The organism is Pseudonocardia humida (genome assembly GCF_023898865.1).
Classification (GTDB): Bacteria; Actinomycetota; Actinomycetes; order Mycobacteriales; family Pseudonocardiaceae; genus Pseudonocardia; species Pseudonocardia humida.
This window is the reverse complement of the sequence record NZ_JAGSOV010000039.1, coordinates 56,171-80,622: the sequence shown is the minus strand read 5'-3', so window position 1 is coordinate 80,622 and position 24,452 is coordinate 56,171. Positions and strand designations below refer to the sequence as shown.

Annotated in this window: 25 protein-coding genes; 6 read left to right on the top strand and 19 right to left on the bottom strand. The window is 73.6% G+C overall.

Annotation, left to right across the window (positions count from 1 at the left end; translation table 11 throughout):
• Nucleotides 1-2: 2 nt before the first annotated feature.
• From KDL28_RS18550 to KDL28_RS18510, 9 genes are all read right to left on the bottom strand, one after another.
• A complete protein-coding gene (locus KDL28_RS18550) occupies nt 3-908 on the bottom strand; it encodes an ABC transporter permease (RefSeq protein WP_252440335.1) in 906 nt (301 codons plus the stop codon).
• On the bottom strand, nt 908-1,852 hold the full coding sequence (locus KDL28_RS18545) for an ABC transporter permease (protein ID WP_252440333.1): 945 nt from the start codon (nt 1,850-1,852) through the stop codon (nt 908-910). Before KDL28_RS18545 ends, KDL28_RS18550 begins: the two co-directional genes overlap by 1 nt.
• Before the next feature lie 12 nt (nt 1,853-1,864).
• Nucleotides 1,865-3,427 (bottom strand): ABC transporter substrate-binding protein, encoded by a 1,563-nt coding sequence (locus KDL28_RS18540; RefSeq protein WP_252440331.1) that lies wholly within the window; start codon nt 3,425-3,427, stop codon nt 1,865-1,867.
• Nucleotides 3,428-3,468: 41 nt separating this feature from the next.
• Nucleotides 3,469-4,473 carry an ABC transporter ATP-binding protein gene (locus tag KDL28_RS18535; RefSeq protein ID WP_252440329.1) on the bottom strand — a complete coding sequence of 335 codons (1,005 nt, stop codon included), beginning with the start codon at nt 4,471-4,473 and terminating at the stop codon, nt 3,469-3,471.
• Entirely contained in the window at nt 4,470-5,519 is a 1,050-nt protein-coding gene (locus KDL28_RS18530) for an ABC transporter ATP-binding protein (RefSeq protein WP_252440327.1), read from the bottom strand. Before KDL28_RS18530 ends, KDL28_RS18535 begins: the two co-directional genes overlap by 4 nt.
• On the bottom strand, nt 5,516-7,897 hold the full coding sequence (locus KDL28_RS18525) for a CaiB/BaiF CoA-transferase family protein (protein ID WP_252440325.1): 2,382 nt from the start codon (nt 7,895-7,897) through the stop codon (nt 5,516-5,518). Before KDL28_RS18525 ends, KDL28_RS18530 begins: the two co-directional genes overlap by 4 nt.
• Nucleotides 7,894-8,688 carry a MaoC family dehydratase gene (locus KDL28_RS18520; RefSeq protein WP_252440323.1) on the bottom strand — a complete coding sequence of 265 codons (795 nt, stop codon included), beginning with the start codon at nt 8,686-8,688 and terminating at the stop codon, nt 7,894-7,896. The genes KDL28_RS18525 and KDL28_RS18520 overlap by 4 nt, the downstream gene beginning before the upstream one ends.
• Before the next feature lie 616 nt (nt 8,689-9,304).
• On the bottom strand, nt 9,305-10,243 hold the full coding sequence (locus KDL28_RS18515) for an IS3 family transposase (protein ID WP_252440321.1): 939 nt from the start codon (nt 10,241-10,243) through the stop codon (nt 9,305-9,307).
• A gap of 319 nt (nt 10,244-10,562) precedes the next feature.
• Nucleotides 10,563-11,060, bottom strand: a complete 498-nt coding sequence (locus KDL28_RS18510; RefSeq protein WP_252440319.1) for a cysteine dioxygenase — start codon at nt 11,058-11,060, stop codon at nt 10,563-10,565.
• A gap of 554 nt (nt 11,061-11,614) precedes the next feature.
• On the opposite strand from KDL28_RS18510, the gene KDL28_RS18505 reads away from it, so the two are divergent.
• Nucleotides 11,615-11,950: a cupin domain-containing protein gene (locus KDL28_RS18505; protein ID WP_252440318.1), complete on the top strand. Its 336-nt coding sequence runs from the start codon at nt 11,615-11,617 to the stop codon at nt 11,948-11,950.
• A 65-nt stretch (nt 11,951-12,015) separates the two neighbouring features.
• On the opposite strand, the gene KDL28_RS18500 is transcribed toward KDL28_RS18505, so the two are convergent.
• Entirely contained in the window at nt 12,016-12,483 is a 468-nt protein-coding gene (locus tag KDL28_RS18500; protein ID WP_252440317.1) for a VOC family protein, read from the bottom strand.
• A 113-nt stretch (nt 12,484-12,596) separates the two neighbouring features.
• On the opposite strand from KDL28_RS18500, the gene KDL28_RS18495 reads away from it, so the two are divergent.
• Nucleotides 12,597-13,619 carry a helix-turn-helix transcriptional regulator gene (locus KDL28_RS18495; protein ID WP_252440316.1) on the top strand — a complete coding sequence of 341 codons (1,023 nt, stop codon included), beginning with the start codon at nt 12,597-12,599 and terminating at the stop codon, nt 13,617-13,619.
• A 23-nt stretch (nt 13,620-13,642) separates the two neighbouring features.
• Here KDL28_RS18495 and KDL28_RS18490 read toward each other — a convergent pair whose 3' ends face one another.
• A complete protein-coding gene (locus KDL28_RS18490; protein ID WP_252440315.1) occupies nt 13,643-14,128 on the bottom strand; it encodes an NUDIX domain-containing protein in 486 nt (161 codons plus the stop codon).
• Nucleotides 14,129-14,187: 59 nt separating this feature from the next.
• On the opposite strand from KDL28_RS18490, the gene KDL28_RS18485 reads away from it, so the two are divergent.
• Nucleotides 14,188-15,312 (top strand): serine hydrolase domain-containing protein, encoded by a 1,125-nt coding sequence (locus KDL28_RS18485; protein WP_252440314.1) that lies wholly within the window; start codon nt 14,188-14,190, stop codon nt 15,310-15,312.
• A gap of 10 nt (nt 15,313-15,322) precedes the next feature.
• On the opposite strand, the gene KDL28_RS18480 is transcribed toward KDL28_RS18485, so the two are convergent.
• Nucleotides 15,323-15,688 (bottom strand): winged helix-turn-helix transcriptional regulator, encoded by a 366-nt coding sequence (locus KDL28_RS18480; RefSeq protein WP_252440312.1) that lies wholly within the window; start codon nt 15,686-15,688, stop codon nt 15,323-15,325.
• 69 nt (nt 15,689-15,757) lie between these two features.
• Here KDL28_RS18480 and KDL28_RS18475 point away from each other — a divergent pair, with 69 nt between their 5' ends.
• Nucleotides 15,758-16,393 (top strand): NAD(P)-dependent oxidoreductase, encoded by a 636-nt coding sequence (locus KDL28_RS18475; protein WP_252440310.1) that lies wholly within the window; start codon nt 15,758-15,760, stop codon nt 16,391-16,393.
• A gap of 64 nt (nt 16,394-16,457) precedes the next feature.
• Here KDL28_RS18475 and KDL28_RS18470 read toward each other — a convergent pair whose 3' ends face one another.
• Nucleotides 16,458-16,814 (bottom strand): histone-like nucleoid-structuring protein Lsr2, encoded by a 357-nt coding sequence (locus KDL28_RS18470; RefSeq protein ID WP_252440308.1) that lies wholly within the window; start codon nt 16,812-16,814, stop codon nt 16,458-16,460.
• 316 nt (nt 16,815-17,130) lie between these two features.
• Nucleotides 17,131-17,541, bottom strand: a complete 411-nt coding sequence (locus KDL28_RS18465; protein ID WP_252440306.1) for a MarR family winged helix-turn-helix transcriptional regulator — start codon at nt 17,539-17,541, stop codon at nt 17,131-17,133.
• 76 nt (nt 17,542-17,617) lie between these two features.
• Here KDL28_RS18465 and KDL28_RS18460 point away from each other — a divergent pair, with 76 nt between their 5' ends.
• Both KDL28_RS18460 and KDL28_RS18455 read left to right on the top strand, forming a co-directional pair.
• A complete protein-coding gene (locus tag KDL28_RS18460; RefSeq protein WP_305882219.1) occupies nt 17,618-19,423 on the top strand; it encodes an ABC transporter ATP-binding protein in 1,806 nt (601 codons plus the stop codon).
• 38 nt (nt 19,424-19,461) lie between these two features.
• Nucleotides 19,462-19,659: a hypothetical protein gene (locus KDL28_RS18455; protein WP_252440304.1), complete on the top strand. Its 198-nt coding sequence runs from the start codon at nt 19,462-19,464 to the stop codon at nt 19,657-19,659.
• Between the two features lie 6 nt (nt 19,660-19,665).
• Here KDL28_RS18455 and KDL28_RS18450 read toward each other — a convergent pair whose 3' ends face one another.
• From KDL28_RS18450 to KDL28_RS18430, 5 genes are all read right to left on the bottom strand, one after another.
• On the bottom strand, nt 19,666-20,127 hold the full coding sequence (locus KDL28_RS18450) for a hypothetical protein (protein WP_252440302.1): 462 nt from the start codon (nt 20,125-20,127) through the stop codon (nt 19,666-19,668).
• A gap of 71 nt (nt 20,128-20,198) precedes the next feature.
• The gene (locus KDL28_RS18445) at nt 20,199-21,104 is read right to left on the bottom strand and encodes a Sco1979 family transcriptional regulator (protein WP_252440300.1); all 906 of its coding nucleotides are present in this window, start codon (nt 21,102-21,104) and stop codon (nt 20,199-20,201) included.
• Nucleotides 21,105-21,374: 270 nt separating this feature from the next.
• Complete coding sequence (locus tag KDL28_RS18440; RefSeq protein ID WP_252440298.1) at nt 21,375-21,695, bottom strand: STAS domain-containing protein; 321 nt, start codon at nt 21,693-21,695, stop codon at nt 21,375-21,377.
• A complete protein-coding gene (locus KDL28_RS18435; RefSeq protein ID WP_252440296.1) occupies nt 21,692-22,453 on the bottom strand; it encodes an ATP-binding protein in 762 nt (253 codons plus the stop codon). Before KDL28_RS18435 ends, KDL28_RS18440 begins: the two co-directional genes overlap by 4 nt.
• Before the next feature lie 82 nt (nt 22,454-22,535).
• A complete protein-coding gene (locus KDL28_RS18430) occupies nt 22,536-24,395 on the bottom strand; it encodes a CheR family methyltransferase (RefSeq protein WP_252440294.1) in 1,860 nt (619 codons plus the stop codon).
• Nucleotides 24,396-24,452 lie beyond the last annotated feature (57 nt).

Here is a 24,452-nt window from a genome sequence, read left to right as displayed (position 1 = left end):
GGTCACACGGCGGCGGCCTCGGTCGTCGCCTCGGGCACGGCTCGACGGCGCGAACGGGAGGTCACGCGCGGGTCGAGCAGGTCGCGCAACCAGTCGCCGACGACGTTGATGGCCAGCAGGGTGAGCGCGATGGCCAGGCCGGGCACGATGATCTGCGGCGCCAGCCCGTCCAGGAAGCGCGAGGCCTCCCGCAGCATCCCGCCCCAGCTGGGTTGCGGCGGCGGGGTGCCCAGGCCCAGGAAGCTCAGCGACGCCTCGACCAGCAGCGCCGCCCCGAGCATGTGCGCGGTCAGCACGATGACCGGCTGGATGGAGTTCGGCACCACGTGGCGGGCCACCAGCCACCACCCGGGCAGCCCGAACGTGCGGGCGGCGTCGACGTAGAGCCGGTCGCGCACGACCAGCACCTGGGCCCGCATCATCCGGGCGAACGAGGGCATCAACGCGATCCCGACGGCGACCATGGCGGTGAGCAGGCCGGTGCCGAGCACCGCGGTGATCGTGATCGCGAGCAGGATGGTCGGGAAGGCCAGCAGGGTGTCCAGCACCCGCATGACCACGGCGTCCACCCGGCGCCCGACGAAGCCGGACACCAACCCGACCGGCACCCCGATCCCGACCGCGACCACCACCGCCACGACGGCCGAGCCCAGCGACACCTGGGCTCCGTAGAGCAGTCGGCTGAACACGTCGCGGCCCAGGTCGTCGGTGCCGAACCAGTGCGCCCCGGACATGCCCTGCAGGATGGCGTCGTAGTCCTGGTCGTTGTAGCCGTAGGGGGCCAGCGGCCCAGCCAGCAGCGTCGCCACCCCCAGCACCACGAGGAAACCCAGCGCCACTCGACCACCCGCCCGACCCGCCCTGCGGCGGCGCCGCACCGGTCCCTTGAGCATCGCGCTCGCTCCCATCAGACCCCCTGGATGCGGGGGTCGAGCCAGGTGTAGAGGACGTCGATCAGCAGGTTGACGATCACCACCAGGAACACCACCACCAGGATCACGCCCTGCACGACGGGGAAGTCGCGCTGCGTCGTCGCGCTGACCAGTGCCCCGCCCAGCCCGGAGATGCCGAACACGGTCTCCACGACCACCGCGCCGCCGATCAGCCGGCTGATGTCCAGCCCGATGATCGTCACGACCGGGATGGAGGCGTTCTTCAGCGCGTGCTGCCAGACGATCGCCCGCCCGGGCACGCCCATCGCCCGCTGCGTGCGCACGAAGTCGGCGGACAGCACCTCGATCATCGCGCTGCGGGTCTGCCGGGCGATGGCGGCCATCGCGGTCAGCCCGATGGCCAGTGCCGGCAGCACCTGGTGGGCCAGCCCTTCCACCGGGTCGTCGAACACACTGACGAAGCCGGTGGCCGGCAGCACCGCCCACTCCAGCGCGAAGATCGACACCAGGATCAGCCCGAACCAGAAGTTCGGGATGGCCAGCCCGGCGGTGGAGACGGCCCGGATCACCCCGTCGGTGGCGGTGCGGGCGCGCATCGCCGCGGCGATCCCCAGCGGGATGCCGGCCGCGATCGCCACCACCAGCCCCGCCACCACCAGTTCCATCGTCCGCGGCAGCGTGCGGGCCACGATGTCGACCACCGGTTCCCGGGTGAACAACGACGTGCCCAGGTCGCCGTGCAGCACGCCCCACATGAACCGGCCGTACTGCTCGACGATCGGGTCGTCGAGCCCGAGCTCGCTGCGCACCAGGGCGATCTGCTCGGGCGTGGCCTGCTCACCGGCCACCACCACGGCCGGGTCTCCCGGCACGAGGTAGGTGATCAGGAAGACCATGGCCGAGGCGAACAGCAGGGTCAGCAGGACCGAGACGACCTTGCGGCGCAGTGCGGTGACCATGAGCGCCCCCGGCTACTTCGCGAGCCAGACGTTGTTGATGATCGGCTTGCCGTAGATGTTCTGCTCGTATCCGCCCACCTTGTTCGACATCGCCTGCACGGTCGGCCGGAAGATCACGTGGAAGTCCAGGGCGTTCTGCCTGGTCACCAGGTCCTGCAGCTTCGCGAAGGCCGCCTTGCGCTGGTCGAGGTCGGACACGGCGACCGTCTCGGCCAGATCGGCCTGCAGCTCGGCGGGCTCGGCGAAGTCGACGACGTAGGGCGAGGCGGACGGGTAGAGCGCTGCGTAGGTCTGGTACGGGTCGGGGCGCCCGCTCCAGCCGATGCAGAACATGTCGAACTCCCCGCGCTCGCGGAACGCCGGCTGCGCCTCGGCCGCGTCGAGCACCGTCACGTTCAGGGTGATGCCGGCCTCGGCCAGCTGGGCCTGCATCGCCTCGACCATGCTGCGGTCGTCCTGCGAGGTGACCACGACCGTCTGGATGGTCAGCCCGTTCGGGTAGCCGGCTTCGGTGACCAACTGCTTGGCCTTGGCCACGTCGTGGGTGTAGACCTGAGCCGCGGCACCCGGGTAGGCCCAGTGCGAGGACGGCACGGCGGCGTTGGCCGGCTCCCCCAGGCCCTGGGTGTTGACCTTGTTGATGGCGTCGCGGTCGATGCCGTAGTTGACCGCCTCCCGGATGCGGACGTCGGAGAACGGGCCCTTCTCGAACCGGAACGTGCAGCGGGCCACCGCGAGCGACGGCCCGACGACGACGCGTGCGGCGTCCGAGCTGTCGACGCGGGCCTTGTCGGCCACGTCGAGCTGCATGATGAAGTCCTGCTGGCCGGACACCAGCGCGTTGGTGGCGGTGCGGCTGTCGTCCAGCAGAGTGATCTTGATGCCGTCGAGGTGCGGGCCCGGCCGCCAGTAGGCCGGGTAGCGCTCGTACTCCAGCGACTCGCCGGGCACCCGGCTGACGAACTGGAACGGCCCGGTGCCCACCGGGTTGTCGTCGAGGTTGGTCCCGTTCTGCACCGCGGTCGGCGAGACCATCATCCCGGCGCGGTCGCTGAACACCAGCGGCAGCGCGGTGTCGGGCCGGTTCAGGTTGAGCTGCACCGTCGAGGCGTCCACGACCTCCACCGAGTCGATGCTCTTGAGGTCGGCCTTGACCGAGGACTTCTCCTCGTTCTTGGCCCGCTCGATGTTGAACTTGACCGCCTCGGCGTCGAACGGGGTCCCGTCGTGGAAGGTCACGCCCTGGTTGAGGGTGAGCACCAGGGTGCTCGGGGTCGTGTACTCCCACTTCGAGGCCAGTCCGGGCACCGCCGTGAGGTCCTCGGGGTTGAACTCGACCAGCCGGTCGTAGAGCGGGTAGAGCACGTAGTGGTCGGTGCCCAGGGTGCCCAGGTGCGGGTCGAGCCGTGGGTCGCCCTCGGTGACCGCGCGCAGGATCCCGCCGGCGACCGGCGGTCCGGCCGCGGCGGCGGGATCAGCACTGGCGCCGTCGCGGGTGCCGCAGGCGGCGAGGCCGGCGAGGAGGAGCAGGCAGGCCAGCGCCATGACGAGCCTGCGGAGTGGGGGGTGGGACATCGGTGTCCTGCCGTTCGAAGGGGTGCGGGGGTGGGAGTGGCTCACAGCTGCTCGGCGAAGTGGCAGGCGACGGTCCGCCCGGGTTCCAGCTCCCGGACGGCGGGGATCTCCTGCGCGCAGCGGTCGCGGGCGAAGGGGCAGCGGGTGCGGAAGCGGCACCCGGAGGGCGGTGCGGCCGGGCTGGGGATGTCGCCGCGCAGCACCTCGCGTCGCTCGGTGCGCAGGTAGCTGGGCAGCGCCCGGGGCTGGGCGGCCAGCAGGGCCCGGGTGTAGGGGTGCGCCGGCCGGTCCACGACCGCGCCGACCGCCCCGGACTCCATGACCATGCCCAGGTAGAGCACGGTCACCCGGTGCGACAGGTGCGCGACGACGCTGATGTCGTGGGAGATGAACAGGTAGGACAGCCCGCGCTCGTCCTGCAGGTCGACCAGCAGGTTGAGGATCTCGGCCTGGATGGACACGTCGAGCGCGGAGACGCTCTCGTCGCAGACGATCAGGTCGGGGTCGCTGGCCAGCGCGCGTGCGATGTTGACCCGCTGCTTCTGACCGCCGGACAGCTCGTGCGGGCGGCGGTACCGGTGCGCGTCGCCGAGCCCGACCCGCTCCAGCAGGTCGGCCGCCCGACGCAGCCGCTCCGGTCGCCGCACGCCGGTCATCAGCAGCGGCTCGGCCACGCTCTGCTCGACGGTCATCCGCGGATCGAGCGCCTCGTGCGGGTCCTGGAAGACGACCTGCATCCGGCGGCGGAGCTCGCGGCGGCGCCGGCCGGGCTGGGTCCACGGGTCCTCGCCCTCGAAGCGGACCGCGCCCGCCTTCGGACGCAGCAGGCCGAGCACTGCCCGGCCGATGGTCGACTTGCCCGAGCCGGACTCGCCGATCAAGCCGAGGGTCTCGCCGCGGCCGATGCCGAGCGACACCCCGTCGACCGCCCGGATGGGCTGTTGGCGGCGCCTGCCCTCGAAGTGCACGACGAGGTCGTCGACCTCGAGCAAGGGCGGCGCCGGCTTCGGCGCGGTGCCGGCCTGCGCGGTGCTCACGGTGGTCACGAGCCGCTCCCCTGCACCACGGGCGCGTTCTCCACGGTCGCCTCCGCTCCGTCGTGGACCAGGCCGGGCAGGTCGAGCTCGTCGGCCCGCCGGCACCGGACGTCGTGCTCCGGCCCCCCGTCCCCGACCGGTGCGAGCGCGATCGGCTCGGCGCACTCGGGCACCGCGAAGTCGCAGCGCGGCCGGAACCGGCACCCCGTCGGCAGCTGGTCGGGTTGGGGCACCCGGCCGCGGATGGCGTGCAGCCGCTGGCGGCGGGTGCCCAGCCGGGGTACCGCCCACATCAGCCCGGACGTGTAGGGGTGCCCCGGCCGCTCCAGCAGCGCGTCGGTGGTCGTCGCCTCCACGACCTGCCCGGCGTAGAGCACGACGACGCGCCGGCACAGCTCGGCGACCACCCCGATGTCGTGCGAGATGAGCATGATCGATGTGCCGCGCTCGCGACCGAGCGTCTCCAGCAGGTCGAGCAGCTGGGCCTGGATGGTGATGTCGACGGCCGTGGTCGGCTCGTCGGCGATCAGCAGCTCGGGCTCGCCGATCAGCGCCATGGCGATCATCGCCCGCTGCCGCATGCCGCCGGAGAGCTGGTGGGGGTACTCGCCGGAGCGCCGGGCCGGGTCCGGGATGCCGACCGCGTCCAGCATCTCGATCGTCTTCTCGCGCGCCTCGCGCCGGGTGACCCTGCGGTGGCTGCGCAGCACCTGGCTGATCTGCTGGCCGATGGTGAACACCGGGTCCAGCGCGGTCATCGGCTCCTGGAAGATCATGCTGATCCCGGTGCCGCGCAGCCGGGCCAGCTCGGCTCGCGACATCGCCAGCAGGTCGGTGCCGCGGAACCGGATCTCGCCGGTGACCCGGGCCCGCGGCGGCAGCAGGCCCAGCACGGCCAGCGCGGTCATCGACTTGCCGCTGCCGCTCTCCCCGATCATCCCGACGGTCGTGGAGCGCTCGACGGTGAAGCTGACGTCGTCGAGGATCTGCACGTCGCCGTCGGGGGTGTCCAGGTACAGGCTCAGGTTGCGGACGTCCAGCAGGGTCTCGGTCATCGGCGCCCCGGTTCGGTCGCGGTCACCCGGTCGGCGGCCAGCCGGGCCAGGTCGTCGTCGTCCAGACCCAGGTACTCGGAGAGCACCTCGGCCGTGTGCTGGCCGAAGGTCGGCGACGGGTGCGCCGGCCGCGGCCGCCGCCCGGCGAAGCGGATGGGCAGGCCCGGGTAGTCGTGCGTGCCGGCCTCGGGGTGGTGCAGCCGGGCGAACCAGTCCCGCTCCCGCAGGTGCGGATCGGCGTGCAGGTCGCGGCCGTTCTGCACGGGCGCGGCCGGTACCCCGGCGCGCTGCAGCCGCTCGGCCAGTGCGTGCTTGTCCGCGTCGCGCACGGCCTCGGCCAGCTCCGCCTCGATCCGGTCCCGCGCGGCGACCCGGCCGGCGACCGCGTCGAGCTCCGGATCCGCGCCGAGGTCGTCGAGGCCGAGCTCCGCGCACAGCGCCCGCCATTGGTCGTCGGAGGCGGCCGCGACCGCGATCCACTCGTCGTCGCCCGCGGTGCGGAACGCCCCGTGCGGGCAGGCGTCGGGGCGGGCGTTGCCCTGCAGGACGGGGTCGGCGCCGGTCTCGATGGCCTCCAGCACGATCTCGCCGATCCAGTGCATCGCGGCCTCCTGCTGGGCCACCTCCACGTACTGGCCACCCTGATCGGCACGGCCGTGCCGGGTGCGGTGCAGCAGCGCGGTGAGCAGGGCGGCGGCGCCGTGCAACGCGCCGATCGGGTCGAGGTAGGCTGTGCCGCTGCCGACCGGGCCCTCGTCCGGGTAGCCGATGAGGCCGGCGATGCCGGCCATGGCCTCCATCGTCGGCCCCAACCCGCGCTGGCGGGACCGCGGACCGGTGTTGCCGGCCGCCGGCATCTCGACCATCACCAGCCGCGGGTTCAGCCCCGAGGCCCGCTCCCACCCGAGTCCGAGGCGGTCCAGTACGCCCGGGCTGAAGTTCGCGATCACCGCATCCATCCGCGGCAGCAGCGCGCGGACGAGCTCGACGGCCTCCGGGCGGCGCAGGTCGAGCACGACCGAGCGCTTGTCGTGGTTCTGCGAGTTGAACCAGCAGTCGCGGTCGTAGGGCCGCTTGCCCGGGTCGAGGTCGGGGTAGTAGCCGGTCGCGCTCGGGCGCTCCCGCCACTCCCCCCGCCAGCCGTCGGGCCGGGCCGGTCCCTCGATCTTGATGATGTCGGCGCCGAGCGAGGCGAGGATGCGGGTGGCCATCGGCCCGGCCCAGGCACTGGTGAAGTCCAGCACCGCGATGCCGGTCAGCGGCAGTCCGGTCGACCCGACGGCAGGCGCTTCCATGCGCTCCGGCCACCCGGGGTCGCCGTCGAGTTCGCCCAGCGCCGGCGCCGGACGATCGCGGTCGGCCGGCGTGGCCGACATCCGGAACACCGGTCCGAGCGCGAGGCGCGGGCCGTCCGGGGTCGGCTCCCCGCGCCAGAACTCCCGGGCCACCAGGTGCTCGTCGTGGCGTAGGGCACGGGGCCCGAGCATCGGCGCGAGGACCAACCGGTGCTCTGCCGCCACCCGCAGCACCTGCTCCAGGTCGACCGAGGGTGCCCGTTCGGCCAGCAGTTCGGCGGCCTCGCGCCAGTTGCGCACCAGCTCGGGCCATTCGTGGAAACGCGGGTCGTCGGCCAGATCGGGGGCGCCCAGCAGCGCGCAGTAGAGCGGCCACTGGCCGCGCTGGACGAAGTAGCTGATCCAGCCGCCCCGGCAGCGCGCCCGGCTCTTGGTCCGCACCCGCTCCCCGCGCCAGGGGAAGGTGCCGTTGTACGCCCACTGGGTGGAGAAGTTCTGCTCCATCGCCGCCGCGGCCTCATGGACCGTGACCTCGACGGGGCCGGGCAGCGTGCCGTCCACCTCGCGGCGGTGCAGCGCGGCGAGGACGCCGACGTAGAGCCACAACCCCGCCGAGTAGGAGGCGCGCTCGCCGACGCCGTACAGCGGCTCGCGGTGGGCCAGCCCGTTCATGTACATGCTGCCCGACAGCGCCTGGTGGACGAGCTCGCCGCCGAGCCAGCCCCGGTAGGGGCCGGTGGTCCCGAAGTCGGTCACCAGAGCGACGAGTGTGGCAGGGCAGGCGGCGGCGAGGCGCGCGGCGAGCGCGGGGTCCCCCAGCACGGTGACATCGGCCCCGGCGCACAGCGGGACCAGTGCCGCCCACCCCGCGTCCTCGTCGGGGTCGAGCGCACGGGACCGCTTGCCCGCGTTGAGGTGCCGGAACAGCGACCCGCCCGCTGCCCGCAACGCCGAGCCCGCCGGGGGTTCCACCAGTACGACGTCCGCTCCGTAGTCGGCCATCAGCCGGGTGGCGAACTGCCCGCCGATGCGCTCGGACAGGTCGACCACCGTCAAACCGGCGAGCGCCCCGGGCTCGGTCACGGCGAGGTCCGCGCGGGACGACCGAGACTGAAGATCGACTCGGTGTCGATGTGCATGACCGGCCGTTCGGCGTCGTCCACCACGAGCAGGTCGAGCCGGCTGTAGTGGCTGCCCTTGTGCTCACGGACCCCGACCAGGCGCCCGCGGGCCACCAGCGGGGTGCCGATCGGGCGCAGGCCGAACAAGCGGGTGTGCAGTCGGACGTGGATGCGCGGGCCGGGGAACCGGTACTGCAGCGTGAGGATGCGCGCGGACACCGTGCTGATCAGGGACGGCGGCACCCGGCCCGGGTACGCACCGGGTTGACCGACGGACTCCTGGTACTCGCGAACGGCCTGCTCGGAGGTGTCGATCCGGTACTCCGCCAGCGGTCCCAGGCTGCCGAGCACGTCCGGCTCGGCGGGCAGCAACTCGTCGGGCACGACTCCGGCCGGATAGTCGGCCAGGTCCGGCGCGCCAGCGGTGTCGCGCCGCGCACTGCCCACGGCGCAGCGCTCGCCCGCCGCGTTCACCACGGCCAGCTCGATCGGACCGCCGTTCGGCGTAGTCGTAGGACCGACCCGCAGCACCTCACCGTCGTACACCGGGCGGCGGAAGCGCATGGCCAGCTCACCGGCGCCGAGCCAACCCTCGCCCCACTCGTCGGTGACAGCGCGCATGGCGTAGCCGAACAGGGTCACCCCGGGCACGATCCCGCCGCGGAACCCGTACTCGCGGGCCTGCTCGGTGTGGATCGCGTTCGCAGACTCCCGAGCCGTGTTGCGGGCGACGACGGGCTCCTCGAAAGCCATCAAATCCTCTTCATTGAGTAGTATGATCTGCTCGGATGTTGGCGCGCGTGGCACCAACCGCCGCCACGGACCACTGCAGGCAGAGTCTCGGGCGGCGGAGAACATGCAGGAGGTTGTGGGTCTGACAGCATCTGATCGGTACTGATTGAGGTGGGAGAGTAGAAACCGAGAAGGATGAGTGTCAAGTACTCATACCACTGATTAGCTGCTGGGTGACCGAACGTAGGTCGTCGCCTACGAAGCGGATCCGGCCCGAGCAGGGTGCCCGTGGACCCTCGGGCCGTGCAGTCGCGTGCCTCGAGGGCTGTGCGCCGCGGCCGCCGTCGCACTCGTGGATCCTGCTGCGCTCACTGTCGCTGGGATACTCATGTTCGAAGGGCCTCCGGCATACCGGGGCAGACGACGCGGAGCTCAGGTCAGGGACTGGGCGATGACGTTGGCGACGACCCGGGTGATCAGGTCCTGTCCTGGTCTCGATGTCCACGGTCGGCCCTTCGTTGACCGTCACCCCCGACGGCGCGCCGGTACAGGTGTCGGCGTCGGGCCAGTGGATGATGAACTCCTCCGGCGACGGCCCCCAACACCTGCTCGATCAGGTCGCACGCGCTGCGACTGCTCAGCACGCTCGGCGCGGTCTGGACGAACGCCGTCGGATCGTCCAGCGCTCCGGCCACCGCCGCAGCCGACTCCCGGGTCGTGGCACGGGCCTGCTGCAGGTCGCCACCCAGGGAGTGCGACTCGACCTGGATCGAGCGGTCGCCGAGATCGGCAGGTCGATCAAGCACACCGGCGGGCGATCAGCGGTTCGTCCAATGCGTGGGCACCAGGGCGGCGCTGTCCCGCGTCGAGCAGTTGGCGGGATTTCGGGCTCGGGAAGTCGGGGACCAGCGGGTCGACCAGTCCGGTGTGGTGTGCCGAACCCGCCGTTGTCGGTCACGATCGTCACCACCGGCTGCACCGCGCCGTCGGCGTCGCGTTGAGCGAGGTCGACCAGCGGTGCGCCGGCCGGCCGCTGCGCCTCGACCAGGGCGACCTGGATCGCAGCGATGGCGTCGTGCTGGTTGGCCGTCGGTGAGACGTGCCAGCCCAGCTCGTACTTGCTCCAGTAGTCACCGCAGCCGGCCAGCCGCCAGGTCCCACCGGCGGTGGTCTCGAACTCGGTGAAGTCCAACTGCCACACCTGGTTCGCCCCGGTCGGGTCGACCGCGAACGCGGCCGTGCGCCGGGCCGCGAGTTGTCGGCGTTCACGCTGATAGGCGGCCTCCAACAGCAGGCCCTCGTCACGCAGCAGGCGCAGCACGCTGGCCAGGGACACGACCAGGCCGTCGTGGCGACACATCGCCCAGACCTTGCGATGGCCCCACGCCGGATGCGCCAAAGCGTGCCGGCGCGCCGGCTCCCGCGCTCGGGCGCGAACCGGTCGGGGCCACGGTCCCTTCACCGAGGCGCCGACTCGAGCGCGAGCTTGATGACGGCGCCAGGCGCGTTCGGGCGCGCCGATCAGCGAGCAGAACCTCGTGGTCGGCATGCCCGCCTGAACGCGGACTTCTTCCACACCCGCAGCTCCACCGCGGCCTCACCCAGGGCCTGGGTCAGATCCGCCACCTCGGCCTCGAGTTGCTGCTCGCGCGTCGACGGGCCGGACCGGCCAGCGGTCAGCCAGGATCGACAGCACGATCCTGGTCTTCTCCTCGGCCGGCCTCGCCGGCGGTCTCGCCGTGGTGATCAGGTTCCTCCGTGGTCAGACCCGCAAGAAACGGGCCTGCCAAGAAGTCTGACGCGCGACACATGCAACCCCGCGCAGCGGAACCACTGGGTCCGCTGACCGGCGGACCGGGAAGGTGCGCGCGCCGATCGGTGCGGGCACCCCGCTGTCATCCCGGCAACCCGTCCGGGACCGTCCGGAGCCTGCGCAGGGCGGCGGCGCCCGGGTCGAGGGCGTAGTACGACATGACAGTCAGCGGCGGGGAGTAGGCGTGCACGCTGACCGCCGACACCACCCCGTGGTTGACGACGTCGTGCACGTGCCCGAGCCGGAAGCCCTGGCTGCTCCCCGTCCGCAGACTCCGGGCCCGGATGCCACCGCGGTGCGGCGCCCAGCGGTGCTCGGCGAGCATCCCCGACACGACGGTCAGGGCACCCAGCGAGCCACCGTGGTCGTGCAGCTCCGTGGACTGCCCGGTGGCCCAGCCGATCAGCCAGACGTCGACCACGCCGTCGTCGCGCAACTGCCGGTACCAGCGGCGGTCGGGGTCGATGGGCACCCGGTGCAGCCCCGCTCGCACCTCGGTGGCGATGCGTCGGGTGAGTGCGGTCAGCTCGCCGAGGCTGATCGTCGCCGGACGTACCGAGGTCTCATCGATGCCGGGCACAGCTTCGCCGCCTTTGGTCTCGAGGTGAGCGGCGAGGCAGCGGGGTCCGGGCAGGTCCAGGCGCGCTGGGAGATCCTCAGTGTCGCACCCCTCGGCCCGGCCGGACGACCGACCGGCACCGCGATGGGTGAGCCGACGACGACCTGCTGCTCGACCTCGACACCGGGCTGGGCGGGATCCGGCACGCCGGGCCGAACTGCACGAGGGCCCGGGACCAACGGCCCCCTCATGACGTGACCTGCGGCCGTGGGGACAGCGGGCTCGCCGGCGCACTGTCTGAGCACTGGACGCGCCGGCGGCGTGGACCGTGCCGGCAAGGGGGTCCCGTTTGAGAACCAGCGTCACCCACCGTCGACTCCGCCACGACACCGAAGCCTGGACCGCTGGGCGGACGCACCCGGACCCCGCCCGCCGCGGTGCACCCCTCGCCTACCGTGACGCAGTAGACCGGGGACATCCTCGGATCGCAGACCAGCACGTCCATCGCTGCCCTGGCCCCTGGCAGCGTCTCCCCGCCAACCCTGTGCCCCGGACCGGGCCGGAAGGTGATCCCCATGGCAGAGAAGTCGTCGCTGACCGCTCTGGCCCGCCAGCAGTTGGAACTGGCGCGCCGGGCTTCGAGCGGGCGCAGTGCCCAGACGGTGTTCGGCGGGCACGAACACGTGCTGCGGCAGACTCTGATCGCGTTGATCGCCGGGCGCGGGTTGGAGGAGCACGGGAGTCCGGGCGAGGCCACCGTGCACGTGCTGCACGGCCGCGTCCGCCTGCGGGCCGGTGACGTCGGCTGGGAGGGTTCCCCCGGCGACCTCCTCATCGTGCCCGATGCCCGGCACGCCCTCGACGCGCTGGAGGACTCCGCCGTGCTGCTCACCGTCGCCGTGCGCGGCTGAAGGGGCGGCCCGGTGCTCCTGTCCTCGGACGGGAGCACCGGGCCGGCGCCGCGGGAAGGGCCGGATCAGGTGGCGCGGGGGGCCTCGACGTCGAGGACCCAGGTGACCCCGAAGCGGTCGGTGAGCATCCCGAACCCGGCGGACCACGCCGACGCGCCCAGCGGCTCGATGATCGAGGCGCCCTCGGCGAGGCGGTCCCAGTACCGCGTGGTCTCGTCGAGGGTGGCGCCGCGCACCGAGACGAAGAACGGCCGGTCGGTGATCGTCACGCCGTTCTCCCGGCGCGTGGAGCCGGTCGGGTCGGTGGCCGCGCCCGCCTGCTGCCCGGGGACGTCGTAGGCCATGACGCGGAAGCCGTTGCCGGCCTGGACGCCGCCGAAGACGACCTTGCCGGCGTCGGGGAGCTCCGCGGGCATCCCGACCTGGCCGTAGGTGGTGACGGCGACCTCGCCGTCGAACACCTCGCCGTAGTACTCCAGGGCTTCCCGGGCGGTGCCGCGGAAGTTCAGGTGCGTGGTGGTGGTGAGACCCATCGTGCGTCCTCGCTGTCGAGTGCTGGTGCGTGCACCGGAGACCCGGTGACGAGGACCAGCCTCGTCGTAGTACAGGACAGGGTTCGTCCGCTTCTGCGGGCATGATGGGCGCCGTGCCGACCACATCCGCGACGGCGACCTCCGGGCGCCTGCTCGCTCTGCTGTCGCTGCTGCAGGCCCGCCGGGACTGGCCCGGAGCGCTGCTCGCGCACCGGCTCGACGTGAGCCCGCGGACGGTGCGGCGCGACGTCGACCGGCTGCGCGAGATCGGCTACCCGATCCACGCGACCAAGGGGCCCGACGGCGGGTACCGGCTCGACGCGGGCGACGACCTGCCCCCGCTGCTGTTCGACGACGACCAGGCCGTCGCCCTGGCCGTCGCCCTGCGGATCGCCGTGACCGCGGGCGCCGGCATCGAGGAGGGCGCGGCGCGGGCGCTGGCGACCGTGCGGCAGGTCATGCCGGCCCGGTTGCGCCGGCGGGTCGACGCCCTGCGGTTCACCACGGCCGAACGCGCACCCCACGGCGCCCCGCAGGCCGACGTGCGGCTGCTCGTCGCGGTGAGCACCGCGATCCGCGCCCGGGAGGAGCTGCGGTTCGACTACCGCGGGCCCACGACCGGTGGCGACGGCGCTGAGGGCGCTGACGCCCCGCGGCCCGCGCGGCGGGTGCAGCCCCATCACCTGGTGGCGCGGTCCGGCCGGTGGTACGTCCTGGGCTGGGACCCCGAGCGCGCGGACTGGCGCAGCTTCCGCGCCGACCGCATGACCCTCAGGATCCCCAACGGGCCCCGGTTCAGCCCGCGCGAGCTCCCCGGTGGGGACGCCGCCACGGTCCTCGCCGCCCGCTTCAAGGGCTCGGCCGATAGCGACCGGTGGCCCTGCACCGGCGAGGTGGTGCTCGACCGCCCGGTCGCCGAGGTGGTCCCGTTCGTCGGCGACGGCCTCGTCGAGCCGGACGGGCCCGAGCGCTGCCGGGTCCGCCTCGGCTCCTGGTCCTGGCCCGCGCTCGCCGCCGCCCTCGCCCGGTTCGACGCCGACCTCGACGTGATCGGCCCGCCCGAGCTCCGCCGCGCCTTCGCCGAGCTGTCCCGGCGAGCCGCCCGAGCGGCCGGCCCGGGCGACGAGGCCGACTGAGCCGCGGGTCGGAACGGTCCGCCTCAGCTCGGGTGCGCACGGCCGCTGAGCAGCTCGGCGAGCGGGCCGCGGATGTCGGACGGGTGCAGGCCGAGCTCGGCGAACTGGTCGGCGGTCGCCCAGCGCAGCTCGTAGCGGTTGTCCGGCCGGTTCGCCCGCGCCTCCGGCCCGGACAGGGCGGCGCGCCCCCGCACGGCGGTCATCAGGAAGTACGAGGCCGGCCGGTCGTTGTGCCGACCGGTCCACAGCAGCCGATCGATCTCGGCGACGAGGGTGGTCTCCTCGTGCAGCTCGCGCAGCGCGGCACCGGCCGCGGTCTCGCCCTCCTCCACGCCGCCGCCGGGCAGGACGGCGTAGTCGCGCCCGCGCTTGTGCCGCCTCATCACCAGGACCCGGTCGTCGTCGACGACGACGGCCACCGCCCGCGGCTTGGGCGCCCTGCGCGGCGCCGACCGACCCGACCCGATCCGGCGCAGGAGCAGGCGGAGGCGGCGCAGCGGACCGACCATCGGCGGAGCCTAACCACCGGATCGGCGGTGCGCCCCGCGTCCGCGTGATAATCCCCGGCATGCGGGCCGCAGAGGTGATGTCCGGGATCCGCGCGCAGGTGGACGCCGGCCGGGTGCCCGGCGCGATCGTCGGGGTGCGCCACGGTGGGCGCACGACCGTGGAGGCCGCGGGTGCCACCGGCCCCGGCGGCGACCCGCTGCGCGCCGACGCCGTGGTGCGGATCAGCTCGAACACCAAGCCCGTCGTGGCGGCGCTGGCCCTGCGCCTGGTCCAGGACGGGCTGCTGGCGCTGCACGACCCGGTCGAGCGGTTCCTCCCCGCGCTCGCCGACCGCAGGGTGCTGCGGGCGATCGACGGGCCACCGGAGGACACCGTGCCCGCGGAGCGCGCGGTGACCGTCGAGGACCTGCTGAGCATGCGCATGGGCTTCGGGTGGGTGTGGGAGTCCGACTGCCCGACCGTCGAGCGCGCCACCGGCCTCGGGCTCGGCTTCGGACCGCCCGACCCGACCGGGCCGCCCGCGCCCGACGAGTGGGTCGCCCGGTTCGCGACCCTCCCCCTGCTGGAACAGCCGGGCGCGGTGTGGCGCTACGAGATGTCCTTCGCCGTGCTCGGCGCGGTGCTGGCGCGGGCGGCGGGGCAGCCGCTCGACGTCGTGCTGGCCGAGCGGCTGTGCGGGCCGCTGGGCATGGTCGACACCGGCTTCGTCGCCGATCCCGCCCGGCTGGTGCCCTCCTACGCCCGCGACGGCGACGCGCTCACCGTGTTCGACGGCGCGTCCGACAGCCGCTGGCTGGCCCCGCCCGCCTTCCCCGACGCCCGCGGCGGGCTGGTCTCGACCGCGGCGGACCTGCTCCGGTTCGCCGGGATGCTGCTCGACGACGGCGCCGGCCTGCTCACCCCGGCCTCGGTGGCGGCGATGACCACCGATCGGCTCACCCCCGAGCAGCGCGGCGGCCCGTCCGCGGCGACCTTCCTCGACTCCGGCGGGTGGGGCTACGGCGTCGGGGTCGTCGAGACGCCGGTCGGGCGCCGCTACGGCTGGGCGGGCGGGCTGGGCACCCTGTGGTACTCCTGGCCCGGGCACGACCTCGCCGCCGTCCTGCTGACCCAGGTGCTGCCGCCCGACGCCGAGGTGTTCGGCGCGTTCACCACGACGATCCAGGACGCGCTCAGCAGGTGAGGCGCGGGGCTCAGCCCGTCGCCGGTGGCCCGGCGCCCTCACGGGCGTCGAGGAGTTCGTCCCAGTGCGCCGCGGTCCACGCGCAGGCGGTGTCCATCGGCCCCAGCAGGCTGCGGCCGAGGTCGGTGAGCGCGTACTCGACGCGCCCGGCGCCGGCGCGGCGCAGGACGAGCCCGTCGCGCTCGAGGATGCGCAACGACCGGGTGAGCACCTTCGCCGTCACCCCGCGCAGCGGCACCCGCAGCTCGGAGAACCGGCGCGGGCCCGCGCGCAGGCAGCGGATGACCATCCCGGACCACTTGTCGCCGAACCGGATCGGGGACAGGTCCGAGGGGCAGACCGGATCGAACATGTCCGGGTCCAGCGGCGCGGTCACGGCGCCGACAGTAGCCGAGGACCTCGTGGTATCCCGGGGGAAACCGCGGCCCGGGCTAGCGTCCGCGGGGTGAACGAGATCATCGTCTTCGGAGCGGGCGGCCGCGCGGGCCGCGCCGTGCTCGACGAGGCCCGCAGGCGCGGGCACGGGGTGACAGCCGTGGTGCGCGACCCGGCGCGCCACCCCGACCTCCCCGGGCGGGTCGCCGCGGCCGACGTCACCGACGCCGACGCGGTGGCCCGCCTGGCCGCCGGCCACGACGCGGCCGTCTGCGCGGCGGCCGACCTCACGGCCGATCCCGCGGTGTTCTTCCCGGCCGCGGCGCGGGCGCTGGTCGCCGGGCTGACCCGGAGCGGGGTGCGACGGCTGGTGCACGTCGGGCTGGCCCCGGTGCTCCCGACGCCGCACGGACCGCTGCTGATGGACACGCCCGGCTACCCGCAGGAGTACCGCGCGTTCTACCTCGGGCACGCGGCGGGCGCCGACGTGCTGGCCGCCGCGGACCCGGCGCCGGACTGGCTGGTGCTGAGCCCGTCCGGCGACTTCGACCACGGCGGTGCGCGCACCGGGCGCTACGCCACCGCGGCGGCCGACGCGGCCGCCCGGGTGAGCTACCCGGACTTCGCGATCGCGGTGCTCGACGAGATCGAGCGACCCCGCCACCACCGCACCCACGTGGGGATCGCGACCGGCCCCGAGGCGTGAGCACCGCTCGCCCCGGCTCCGGTCGTCCCGCAGGCGGCGGGAGCCGCGAGCCGCGCGCGGCCGCTTACGAGCGCTGCTCGTAGGCGGTGAGGATCTCGGTGGAGATCCGCCCGCGGCTCGACACCTCGAAGCCGTTGGCGCGGGCCCACTCGCGGACCGCGGCACCGTGCTCGCGGTCGGTGGCCTTGCGGCTCGAGACCGCGGCACCCGTGGACGCCGGGACGGCCGTCCGACCGCCGCGCGCTCCCCCGGCCCGACGGGCCGACGCCACGAAGGCGGCCAGGCCCTCGCGCAGGCGCGCCGCGTTGCCCTCGGACAGATCGATCTCGTACTGGCGCCCCTCCAGCGCGAACCGGACCGTTTCCACGGCCTCGGACCCGTCCAGATCGTCGACCAGCCGGGTTTCCACCTTCTGCGCCACAGGTCACACTCCTTCTCCGAAGTTTTGTTTCCGGGCCGACCCCGCCCGGTAGGGCGAATGAATACCACATCCGCCCGACCGGCCACACGGCGCGCTCTGCGTGTCCCGGAGAATCCACAGGAAGTTCCCAGACTCGGTCGACCGGTTCGGGCGCGCCCGACCAGGTCGACGGCAGGTCGACGGCGGGAACGCCGCGCCCGGAACCCACGGATATGCGCCGACGACGAGCGGCGGGCGAATTCCCGTCCACCGGAGCAATGTTCACCGTCGGGCCGCCCGGCGGCCCGCCGCGGGCAATTCCGCGCCCCCGAACCGCCTAGCCGACCAGCGCCCGCAGGATCCGGGCCAGTTCGACCCGGTCCGGTTCGTCGAGCGCGCCGAAGAACCGCTCGGCCTCGGCCGCGCGCGCGGCCCGCACGGCCTCGCCGACCCGGCTGCCGTGATCGGTGAGCGCGACCAGCACCGCACGGCGGTCGTGCGGGTCGGGGCGGCGCTCGACCAGACCGGCGGCCTGCAGCGCGTCGACCACCTCGGTGGTCGAGCGCGGGACGATCCGCAGCCGCTCGGCGAGCTCGCTGAGCCGCAGCGGCCCGCCGCGCAGCAGCACGCCCAAGGCCCGGGACTGGCCGGGGGTGACGTCCCACGGGTCGAGCGACTCCCGGGCCAACTGCCGCAGGCGCCGGTTGACCAGGCGGAACAGCTCGGGGAGGGACTCGTCCTCGGCCACCGGAATACCCTAGCAACCGGTCGGGTTGTTGCCTCATAGTGAGGTTACCTCAGCAACTTCGACCCAGGAGACGCCTTTGCCCCCCGCTCCCGACTCCGGACCGCGCCGCTCCGACCTGCGCCGCCCCACCGTCACCGCCGCCGAGAAGGCCCAGGCCCGCGAGGTCTCGCTGGGCCGCATCGGCCGGCTGTTCCGGCCCCACCGCCGCGCGCTGACCGTCGTCATCGCGACCATCGCGGCCTCGTCGATCGTGGCGATGGCCTCGCCGTTCCTGCTCCGCGCGGTGATCGACACCGCGCTCCCCGAGCGCGACGTGCCCCTGCTGGCCTGGCTGACCGGCGCCATGGTCGCCGTCGCCGCCGTGACCGCGGCGCTCGGGGTCGTCCAGACCTGGCTGTCGACGAAGGTCGGCCAGCAGATCATGCACCGGCTGCGCACCGACGTGTTCGCGCACCTGCAGCGCCAGTCGCTGGCCTTCTTCACCCGCACCCGCACCGGCGAGGTGCAGTCCCGCATCACCAACGACATCGGCGGCATGCAGTCGGTGGTCACCTCCACGGCCACCTCCGTGGCGTCGAACCTGACCACGGCCGTGGCCACCGCCGTCGCCATGGTCGCGCTGTCCTGGCAGCTCTCCCTCATCTCGCTGGTCGTGCTGCCGCCGGCGATCTGGCTGACCCGCCGGGTGGCCGCGCTGCGGCGCACCATCACCTCGGCCCAGCAGCGCGAGCTGGCCGACCTCAACGTCACCGTCGAGGAGGCGCTGTCGATCAACGGCATCCAGCTGGCCCGCACCATGGGCGCCGGACCGGCGCTCGTCGAGCGGTTCACCGGCTCGTCGGAGCGGCTGATCGACCTGGAGCTGCGCGCGCAGCTCGCCGGCCGCTGGCGGATGGCCTCGACCAGCGTCGTCTTCGCCGCCATCCCCGCGGTCATCTACCTCGGCGCCGGCCTGCCGATCACCGGCGGCGCGATGACGATCGGCACCCTGATCGCCTTCACCACCCTGCAGTCCGGGCTGTTCCGGCCGCTGATGGGCCTGCTCAACGTGGGCGTCTCGCTGGTCAGCTCGCTGGCGCTGTTCGCCCGCGTCTTCGAGTACCTCGACCTGCCCGTCGAGATCGACGACCCGGCGCGGCCGGTGCCGGTCGACCCCGCGCGGGTGCGCGGGGACGTCCGCTTCGAGGGCGTCACCTTCAGCTACCCGGCCAGCCCCGCCCCCGCGGTCGCCGGGGTCGACCTGGAGGTCCCGGCGGGCAGCACGCTGGCCCTGGTCGGCGAGACCGGCTCGGGCAAGAGCACCCTGGCCGCGCTCGTCGCCCGCCTGCACGACCCCGGCGCCGGGCGCATCACCCTCGACGGCGTCGACCTGCGCGACATGCGGCTGGCCGACCTGGCCGCCGTGGTCGGGGTGGTCAGCCAGGAGACCTACCTGCTGCACACCACGGTGCGGGAGAACCTGCGCTACGCCAAGCCCGACGCCACCGACGCCGAGATCGAGGCCGCGGCCCGCGCCGCGCGCATCCACGACCTGATCGCCGGGCTCCCCGAGGGCTACGACACCGTGGTCGGCTCGCGCGGGCACCGGTTCTCCGGCGGCGAGAAGCAGCGCCTGGCCATCGCCCGCACGCTGCTGCGCGACCCGCGCGTGCTGATCCTCGACGAGGCGACCAGCGCGCTGGACACCGAGACCGAGCGCGCCGTGCAGGACGCCTTCGACGCGCTGGCCCGCGACCGCACCACGATCACGATCGCCCACCGGCTCTCCACGGTGCGCGACGCCGACCGGATCGCCGTGCTCGACCACGGCCGGATCGTCGAGTCCGGCAGCCACGACGACCTGATGAGCGCGCACGGCCGCTACGCCGTGCTGGCCGCGTGAGGACGGCGGGTGGCCGGGCGACGGTGTTCACTGGGGCGGTGAGCACCGGTCCGGACAGCGACCTCGGCGGCGACATCGGCGGCGACATCGGCGGCGACCCCGTCTGCTGGCTGCAGTACGCCTGCCCGGAGTGCGGGGCGATGCCCTCCGACGACGCCCCGCAGCGGTGCTGGCGCTGCGGGGAGCCGCTCGTCCCGTCCGAGGAGGAGACGCCCCCGCGAGCCGACCGGACCTGATCGCGCTCATCCGGGGGACGAGGGCGGCCGGACCGACGGCATCCGCACGAGCGAGGCGAGCCCGCCGGCCAGCGCGGCCACCGCCACCAGCAGCATCGCCGGGCCGAACCCCGCGCCCTCCACGGCGGGTCCGGAGACGATCGGCCCCAGCGCGATCCCGCCCGCGTAGGCCCGGTTGAACAGCGCGTACGCCCCGCCGACGGTGGGCGGCAGCGCCCGGGCGCCCTGCTCCCCGATCAGCACGGTCGCCGGGACCAGCACGATCGCGATCGCCACGCCCGGCAGGCCCGCCACCGGCGGACCCACCAGCAGTCCGACCGACACCGCCGACATCGCCAGCCCGAAACGCCTGGCCGCGCCGCTCCAGCGGGGGGTCACCGCGGCGATGAGCGCCATGCTCGCGACCCACGCCAGCCCGCCGGCGGCCCCCAGCGCCGCCCGCGGGGACGTCGTGGACCGCGCCGGCATCAGCGGCGGGCGTCGGGCCGCCGCTGCGTGACCGAGACGGCGGTAGGGCGGTCCGGTGGACCGGACGTCACCTAGACCTCGTCCAGGAGGCGCTCGAGGATGTCGGCCGCGCGGCTGGGCGGCGCCAGCTTCGCCACCAGCCGGTCCATCACCATCGCGTAGTGGTCGACGTCGGTGCGCTTGTCCAGGTAGAGGGCGCTGGTCAGCTGCTCGAGGTAGACCACGTCGGGCAGGTCGGGCTGGGCGAAGCGCAGCATCGTGAACGAGCCGCCCGCGGCGGCGTGCCCGCCCCGGCTCAGCGGCACGATCTGCAGCGAGATGTTGGGCTGCTCGTTCATCCGCAGGAGGTGGCCCAGCTGCTCGCGCAGGACGCCGGCGTCGCTGGAGACCGACCGGCGCAGCGCGGACTCGTCGACGACCGCCCAGAGCCTCGGCGCGGACTCCCGGCCGAGCAGCTGCTGGCGCTTCATCCGCAGCTCGACGCGGCGCTCGATCTCGTCGTGGCGGGTGTGCGCGAGCCGGGTGACCGCGCGCGCGTAGTCCGGGGTCTGCAGCAGGCCGGGGATGAACTGCAGCTCGAAGGTCCGGATCAGCGAGGCGGCCTGCTCGAGGCCGATGTAGGTCTCGAACCAGCTGGGCAGCAGGTCGGCGTAGCGGTGCCACCAGCCCGGCTCGTTGGCCCGCCGGGCCAGCTCCAGGAACTCATCGCGCTGGGCCGGGTCGGTGACGTGGTAGAGGGTGAGCAGGTCGGCGACGTCGCGCATCTTGAACCCGACGCGGCCCAGCTCCAGGCGGCTGATCTTGGCCGCGGACGCGCGGATGGTGTCGCCCGCGAGGTCGCGGCTGATGCCCGCCTGCTCGCGGAGCCGCCGCAGGGTGCCACCCAGTCCGATCCGCAGCACGGTGGGGCCGGCGTCGAGCGGGCTCGCGCCCTGCCCGCCGCCCGAGACGGATCCGTGGTCCCTCGCCACGTCCATGCTCAGCGTCCCCTCGTTCGTTCCGCGGTGCGTGCCTGCGTGCGTGACGAAGCGTGCAGCATTCCGCACCGGGGCAGTACACGGGCCCCGAACGGCGTAATCGAGATCATCAATCTACAGACCGGGCGTAGGGAGGGAATCCCCCTATTGAACGATTGGCGCTCACCGGGAAGAATCTGTCGGGGACCGTCAGCGGTGGCGCTGATGACGGGATCCGCACCGGTCCGTCGACGGGACCGGGTTCCGCGGACCTCCCGGAACCCGAGCGGCTCACTCCGTGGTGGGTCCGTGCGCGGCGAGCGCGCCGTCGCACGAGGACAGCACGAGCGCGACGGTGGAGGAGAGGGGCCGCAGGACCAGTTCGGCACCGCACCCGTCCGCCGCCGCGGCCACGTCCTCCAGCACGTGCAGGCCGGCCGCCGAGAAGAAGCCGATCCCGCCGAGGTCGACCACGAACCGGCCGCCGCCGACCCGCTCGAGCTCGTCGAGCAGGAGGCTGCGCAGCCGCGGTGCGGAGGCCAGGTCGACCTCGCCGACGACCCGCACGCGGCGCTCGTCGCCCTCCGCGGACACCCGCTCGCAGTCGATCACGACGGCTCCCCGGCGGCGGGCCCCGCGGGTCCCGTGTCCACCGCGAGCATGGCCCAGACCGACTTGCCGAAGTCGTGGCGGGCCACGCCCCAGGCCGTGCTGAGCTCGGCGACGACGCGCAGGCCGAGGCGCGGCTCCGCCGGCACCACCGCCTCGAACAGCGGTCCGCTGTCGCGCACGGAGACGCGCAGGCCCCGCTCGTCGAGCCCGAGGGTCAGCAGGCTCGTGCCCCTCGCGTGCACGACGGCGTTGCTCACCAGCTCGCTGCCCACCAGCACGGCGGCCTGGCGCCCGGACGGGTCGACGGCCCAGTCGTCGCAGGCGGACCGGATCAGCGAACGCGCGAAGGCCGCGGCGGTGGGCGCCGCGGGCAGCCGGGTGGCGCGCCGGACGCGGCGCGGGCGCCGGTCGAGCAGCGCGAGCGCCTCGGCGCGGTCACGGCCGAGCGGCACCGTGGCGGTGACCGCGTTGACGCGCAGCGCCGTCGCCAGGTCGGCGGCCGCACCCCACAGCACCATGCGGGCCAGCGGCCACCCCCCGGCCCCGGCCAGCACCGACGGGAAGGCGGCCAGCGCCGCGGGCCAGCCGGCGCGCACGCCACGGAGATCGACCAGCAGGCGGCCGCGGTCGAGCAGGAGCTTGCGCAGCACGGGGACCAGGGTGACCGCCGACGATCGCGCGGTCAGCTCGCCGCGCACCTCGACCGTCGCGATCCCGCCGGCCTCCGCAACGCGACAGCTCAGCTCCTCGGTGCTCATGCGGTCACCGCCCAGGTCCAGTTCGCCCGGCCAGTCTCCCGGTCCGGCGGCCCGATGGCCAGTCCAGGCGGCGCGGCACCCGTCATTCGAGTGATCCTGGGACGCCGTCGACGTCCTCCATCGTCAGGATCACCCCGGCGACCCCGGGCTCGCGGGCGCCGAGCGGGCTGCCCAGCACCCGCACCGCGATCGACCGCCCCCGCCGGTTGACCGCCTTGACCACGAGCTCGTGCTGACCGGGCTCGTCGGCCAGCGCCGAGCGGATGAGGGGGCGGAGCCGGTCGGTGGGCAGTCCGATGTCCAGGTTCAGGAAGTGGCGGCCCAGCGCCTCCTCGCGGCGCAACCCCCACAGCTCCTGGGCCTGCTCGTTCCACACCTGCACGTGCAGCTCGGGGTTCAGCACGACGACGCCGGCCCGCAGACCGGTCAGGATCGAGTCGAGGAACTCGTTGAGCTGGTCCAGCTCGCCGGTGCGGTCGTGCAGCTCGTCGTTGATCGTATGCAGCTCGTCGTTGGTCGAGCGGAGCTCCTCGTTCATCGTCTCCAGCTCCTCGTTCGTGGACTGGAGCTCCTCGTTGGTGGTCTCCAGCTCCTCGACCGTGGACTGCAGCTCCTCGTTGGTGGTCTCCAGCTCCTCGTTGGTCGACTGGAGCTCCTCGTAGGCCGTCTCCAGCTGCCGGTTGGCCTGCTCCAGCTCCTCCTGCAGCCGGCGCGCGTCGGTGACGTCGTGGAACGCGAGGCTGACCCCGAGCACCGACAGGCCGCTCCCGACCAACGGGATGACCTGCACCTCCAGGACCATCGGCTCGGAGCCCCGCGAGTAGGCCACGTCCGGCACCCGGATGCTGCGCCGCTCGGCCTGCGCCTGCTCGATGTAGCGGCGCAGCTCCAGCGGCCGGTAGGACAGGTCGAGGTCGCGGAAGGGGCGGCCGACGTCGCGCACGGAGATCCCGAACAGGAACTCCGCCTGCCGGTTCACCACCGCCACGACGCCGTCCTCGGCCACGACGACCTGGGCCAGCGGATCGGCCAGCAGGGCCTCGGCGCGCAGGGCGTCGAGGGCGGCGGGCGCGGAGCGCGAGCCGCCGACGGCGGCCGCCTCCCCGAACATCGGCCCGCTCGACACGGCCACGCGGGGCACCTTGCGGAAGATGCGTCGTCGCAGGTCGATCGGCACGAACAGCGCGGCGTGGCTGAGCAGCATCTCGGCCTTGCCCAGGAACAGCACACCGGTGTCGGCCAGCGCGAAGTGGAACCGGGCCAGGATCCGGGTCTGGGTCTCGGCGTTGAAGTACATCAGGGTGTTGCGACACAGCAGCAGGTCGATCCGGGAGATGGGGGCGTCCTGGACCAGGTCGTTGCGCCCGAAGATCACCGAACGGCGCAGGTCCTTGCGGAAGACGTGGCGCCCGCCGACCGGCTCGAAGTACCGCTCCAGCATCTCCTTCGGGATGCCGCGCACGTCGCGCGGGCTGTAGCTGCCGTGGCGGGCCTGGCTCAGCGCCTCCTCGTCGACGTCGGTGGCGTAGATCTTGACCCGGTCGCGGAACTCGGTGATGCCCATCAGCTCGGCGAGCACCATCGCCAGCGTGTAGGCCTCCTCCCCGGACGCGCAGCCCGCGCTCCAGATCCGCAGCGGCGCGGTCGGCGTCTTCGCGGCCAGCACGGTGGGCAGGACCTCGTCGCGCAGCATCTGCCAGGCCTCGGGATCCCGGAAGAAGGCGGTCACGTTGATCAGGATGGTGTTGAACAGCGCGGTGAACTCGCCGTGGTGCATCTCGAGGTAGTCGAGGTAGTCGGCGTAGTCGTCGATCCCGATCTGGCTCATCCGGTGCTCCACCCGGCGCACCAGGCTGGAGCGCTTGTACCCGGTGAAGTCGAACCCGCGGCTGCCCTTGACGTGGTCCAGCAGCGCCTCGAAGCGCGGGTCGGGCTCGGACATGCCAGGCGACTCCCTGAAGCGGTACGACCGCCGCCGCGGCGGCGGGGGCACTCTATC

What these genes read in the sequence shown, in the direction of transcription:
- KDL28_RS18445 (WP_252440300.1), bottom strand. Translation starts at nt 21,104, where the DNA reads ATGGACGTGGCGAGGGACCACGGATCCGTCTCGGGCGGCGGGCAGGGC.
- KDL28_RS18545 (WP_252440333.1), bottom strand. Translation starts at nt 1,852, where the DNA reads ATGGTCACCGCACTGCGCCGCAAGGTCGTCTCGGTCCTGCTGACCCTG.
- KDL28_RS18490 (WP_252440315.1), bottom strand. Translation starts at nt 14,128, where the DNA reads ATGGTCGGTCCGCTGCGCCGCCTCCGCCTGCTCCTGCGCCGGATCGGG.
- KDL28_RS18450 (WP_252440302.1), bottom strand. Translation starts at nt 20,127, where the DNA reads ATGCCGGCGCGGTCCACGACGTCCCCGCGGGCGGCGCTGGGGGCCGCC.
- KDL28_RS18550 (WP_252440335.1), bottom strand. Translation starts at nt 908, where the DNA reads ATGGGAGCGAGCGCGATGCTCAAGGGACCGGTGCGGCGCCGCCGCAGG.
- KDL28_RS18520 (WP_252440323.1), bottom strand. Translation starts at nt 8,688, where the DNA reads ATGGCTTTCGAGGAGCCCGTCGTCGCCCGCAACACGGCTCGGGAGTCT.
- KDL28_RS18500 (WP_252440317.1), bottom strand. Translation starts at nt 12,483, where the DNA reads ATGGGTCTCACCACCACCACGCACCTGAACTTCCGCGGCACCGCCCGG.
- KDL28_RS18505 (WP_252440318.1), top strand. Translation starts at nt 11,615, where the DNA reads ATGGCAGAGAAGTCGTCGCTGACCGCTCTGGCCCGCCAGCAGTTGGAA.
- KDL28_RS18430 (WP_252440294.1), bottom strand. Translation starts at nt 24,395, where the DNA reads ATGTCCGAGCCCGACCCGCGCTTCGAGGCGCTGCTGGACCACGTCAAG.
- KDL28_RS18540 (WP_252440331.1), bottom strand. Translation starts at nt 3,427, where the DNA reads ATGTCCCACCCCCCACTCCGCAGGCTCGTCATGGCGCTGGCCTGCCTG.
- KDL28_RS18435 (WP_252440296.1), bottom strand. Translation starts at nt 22,453, where the DNA reads ATGAGCACCGAGGAGCTGAGCTGTCGCGTTGCGGAGGCCGGCGGGATC.
- KDL28_RS18530 (WP_252440327.1), bottom strand. Translation starts at nt 5,519, where the DNA reads ATGACCGAGACCCTGCTGGACGTCCGCAACCTGAGCCTGTACCTGGAC.
- KDL28_RS18485 (WP_252440314.1), top strand. Translation starts at nt 14,188, where the DNA reads ATGCGGGCCGCAGAGGTGATGTCCGGGATCCGCGCGCAGGTGGACGCC.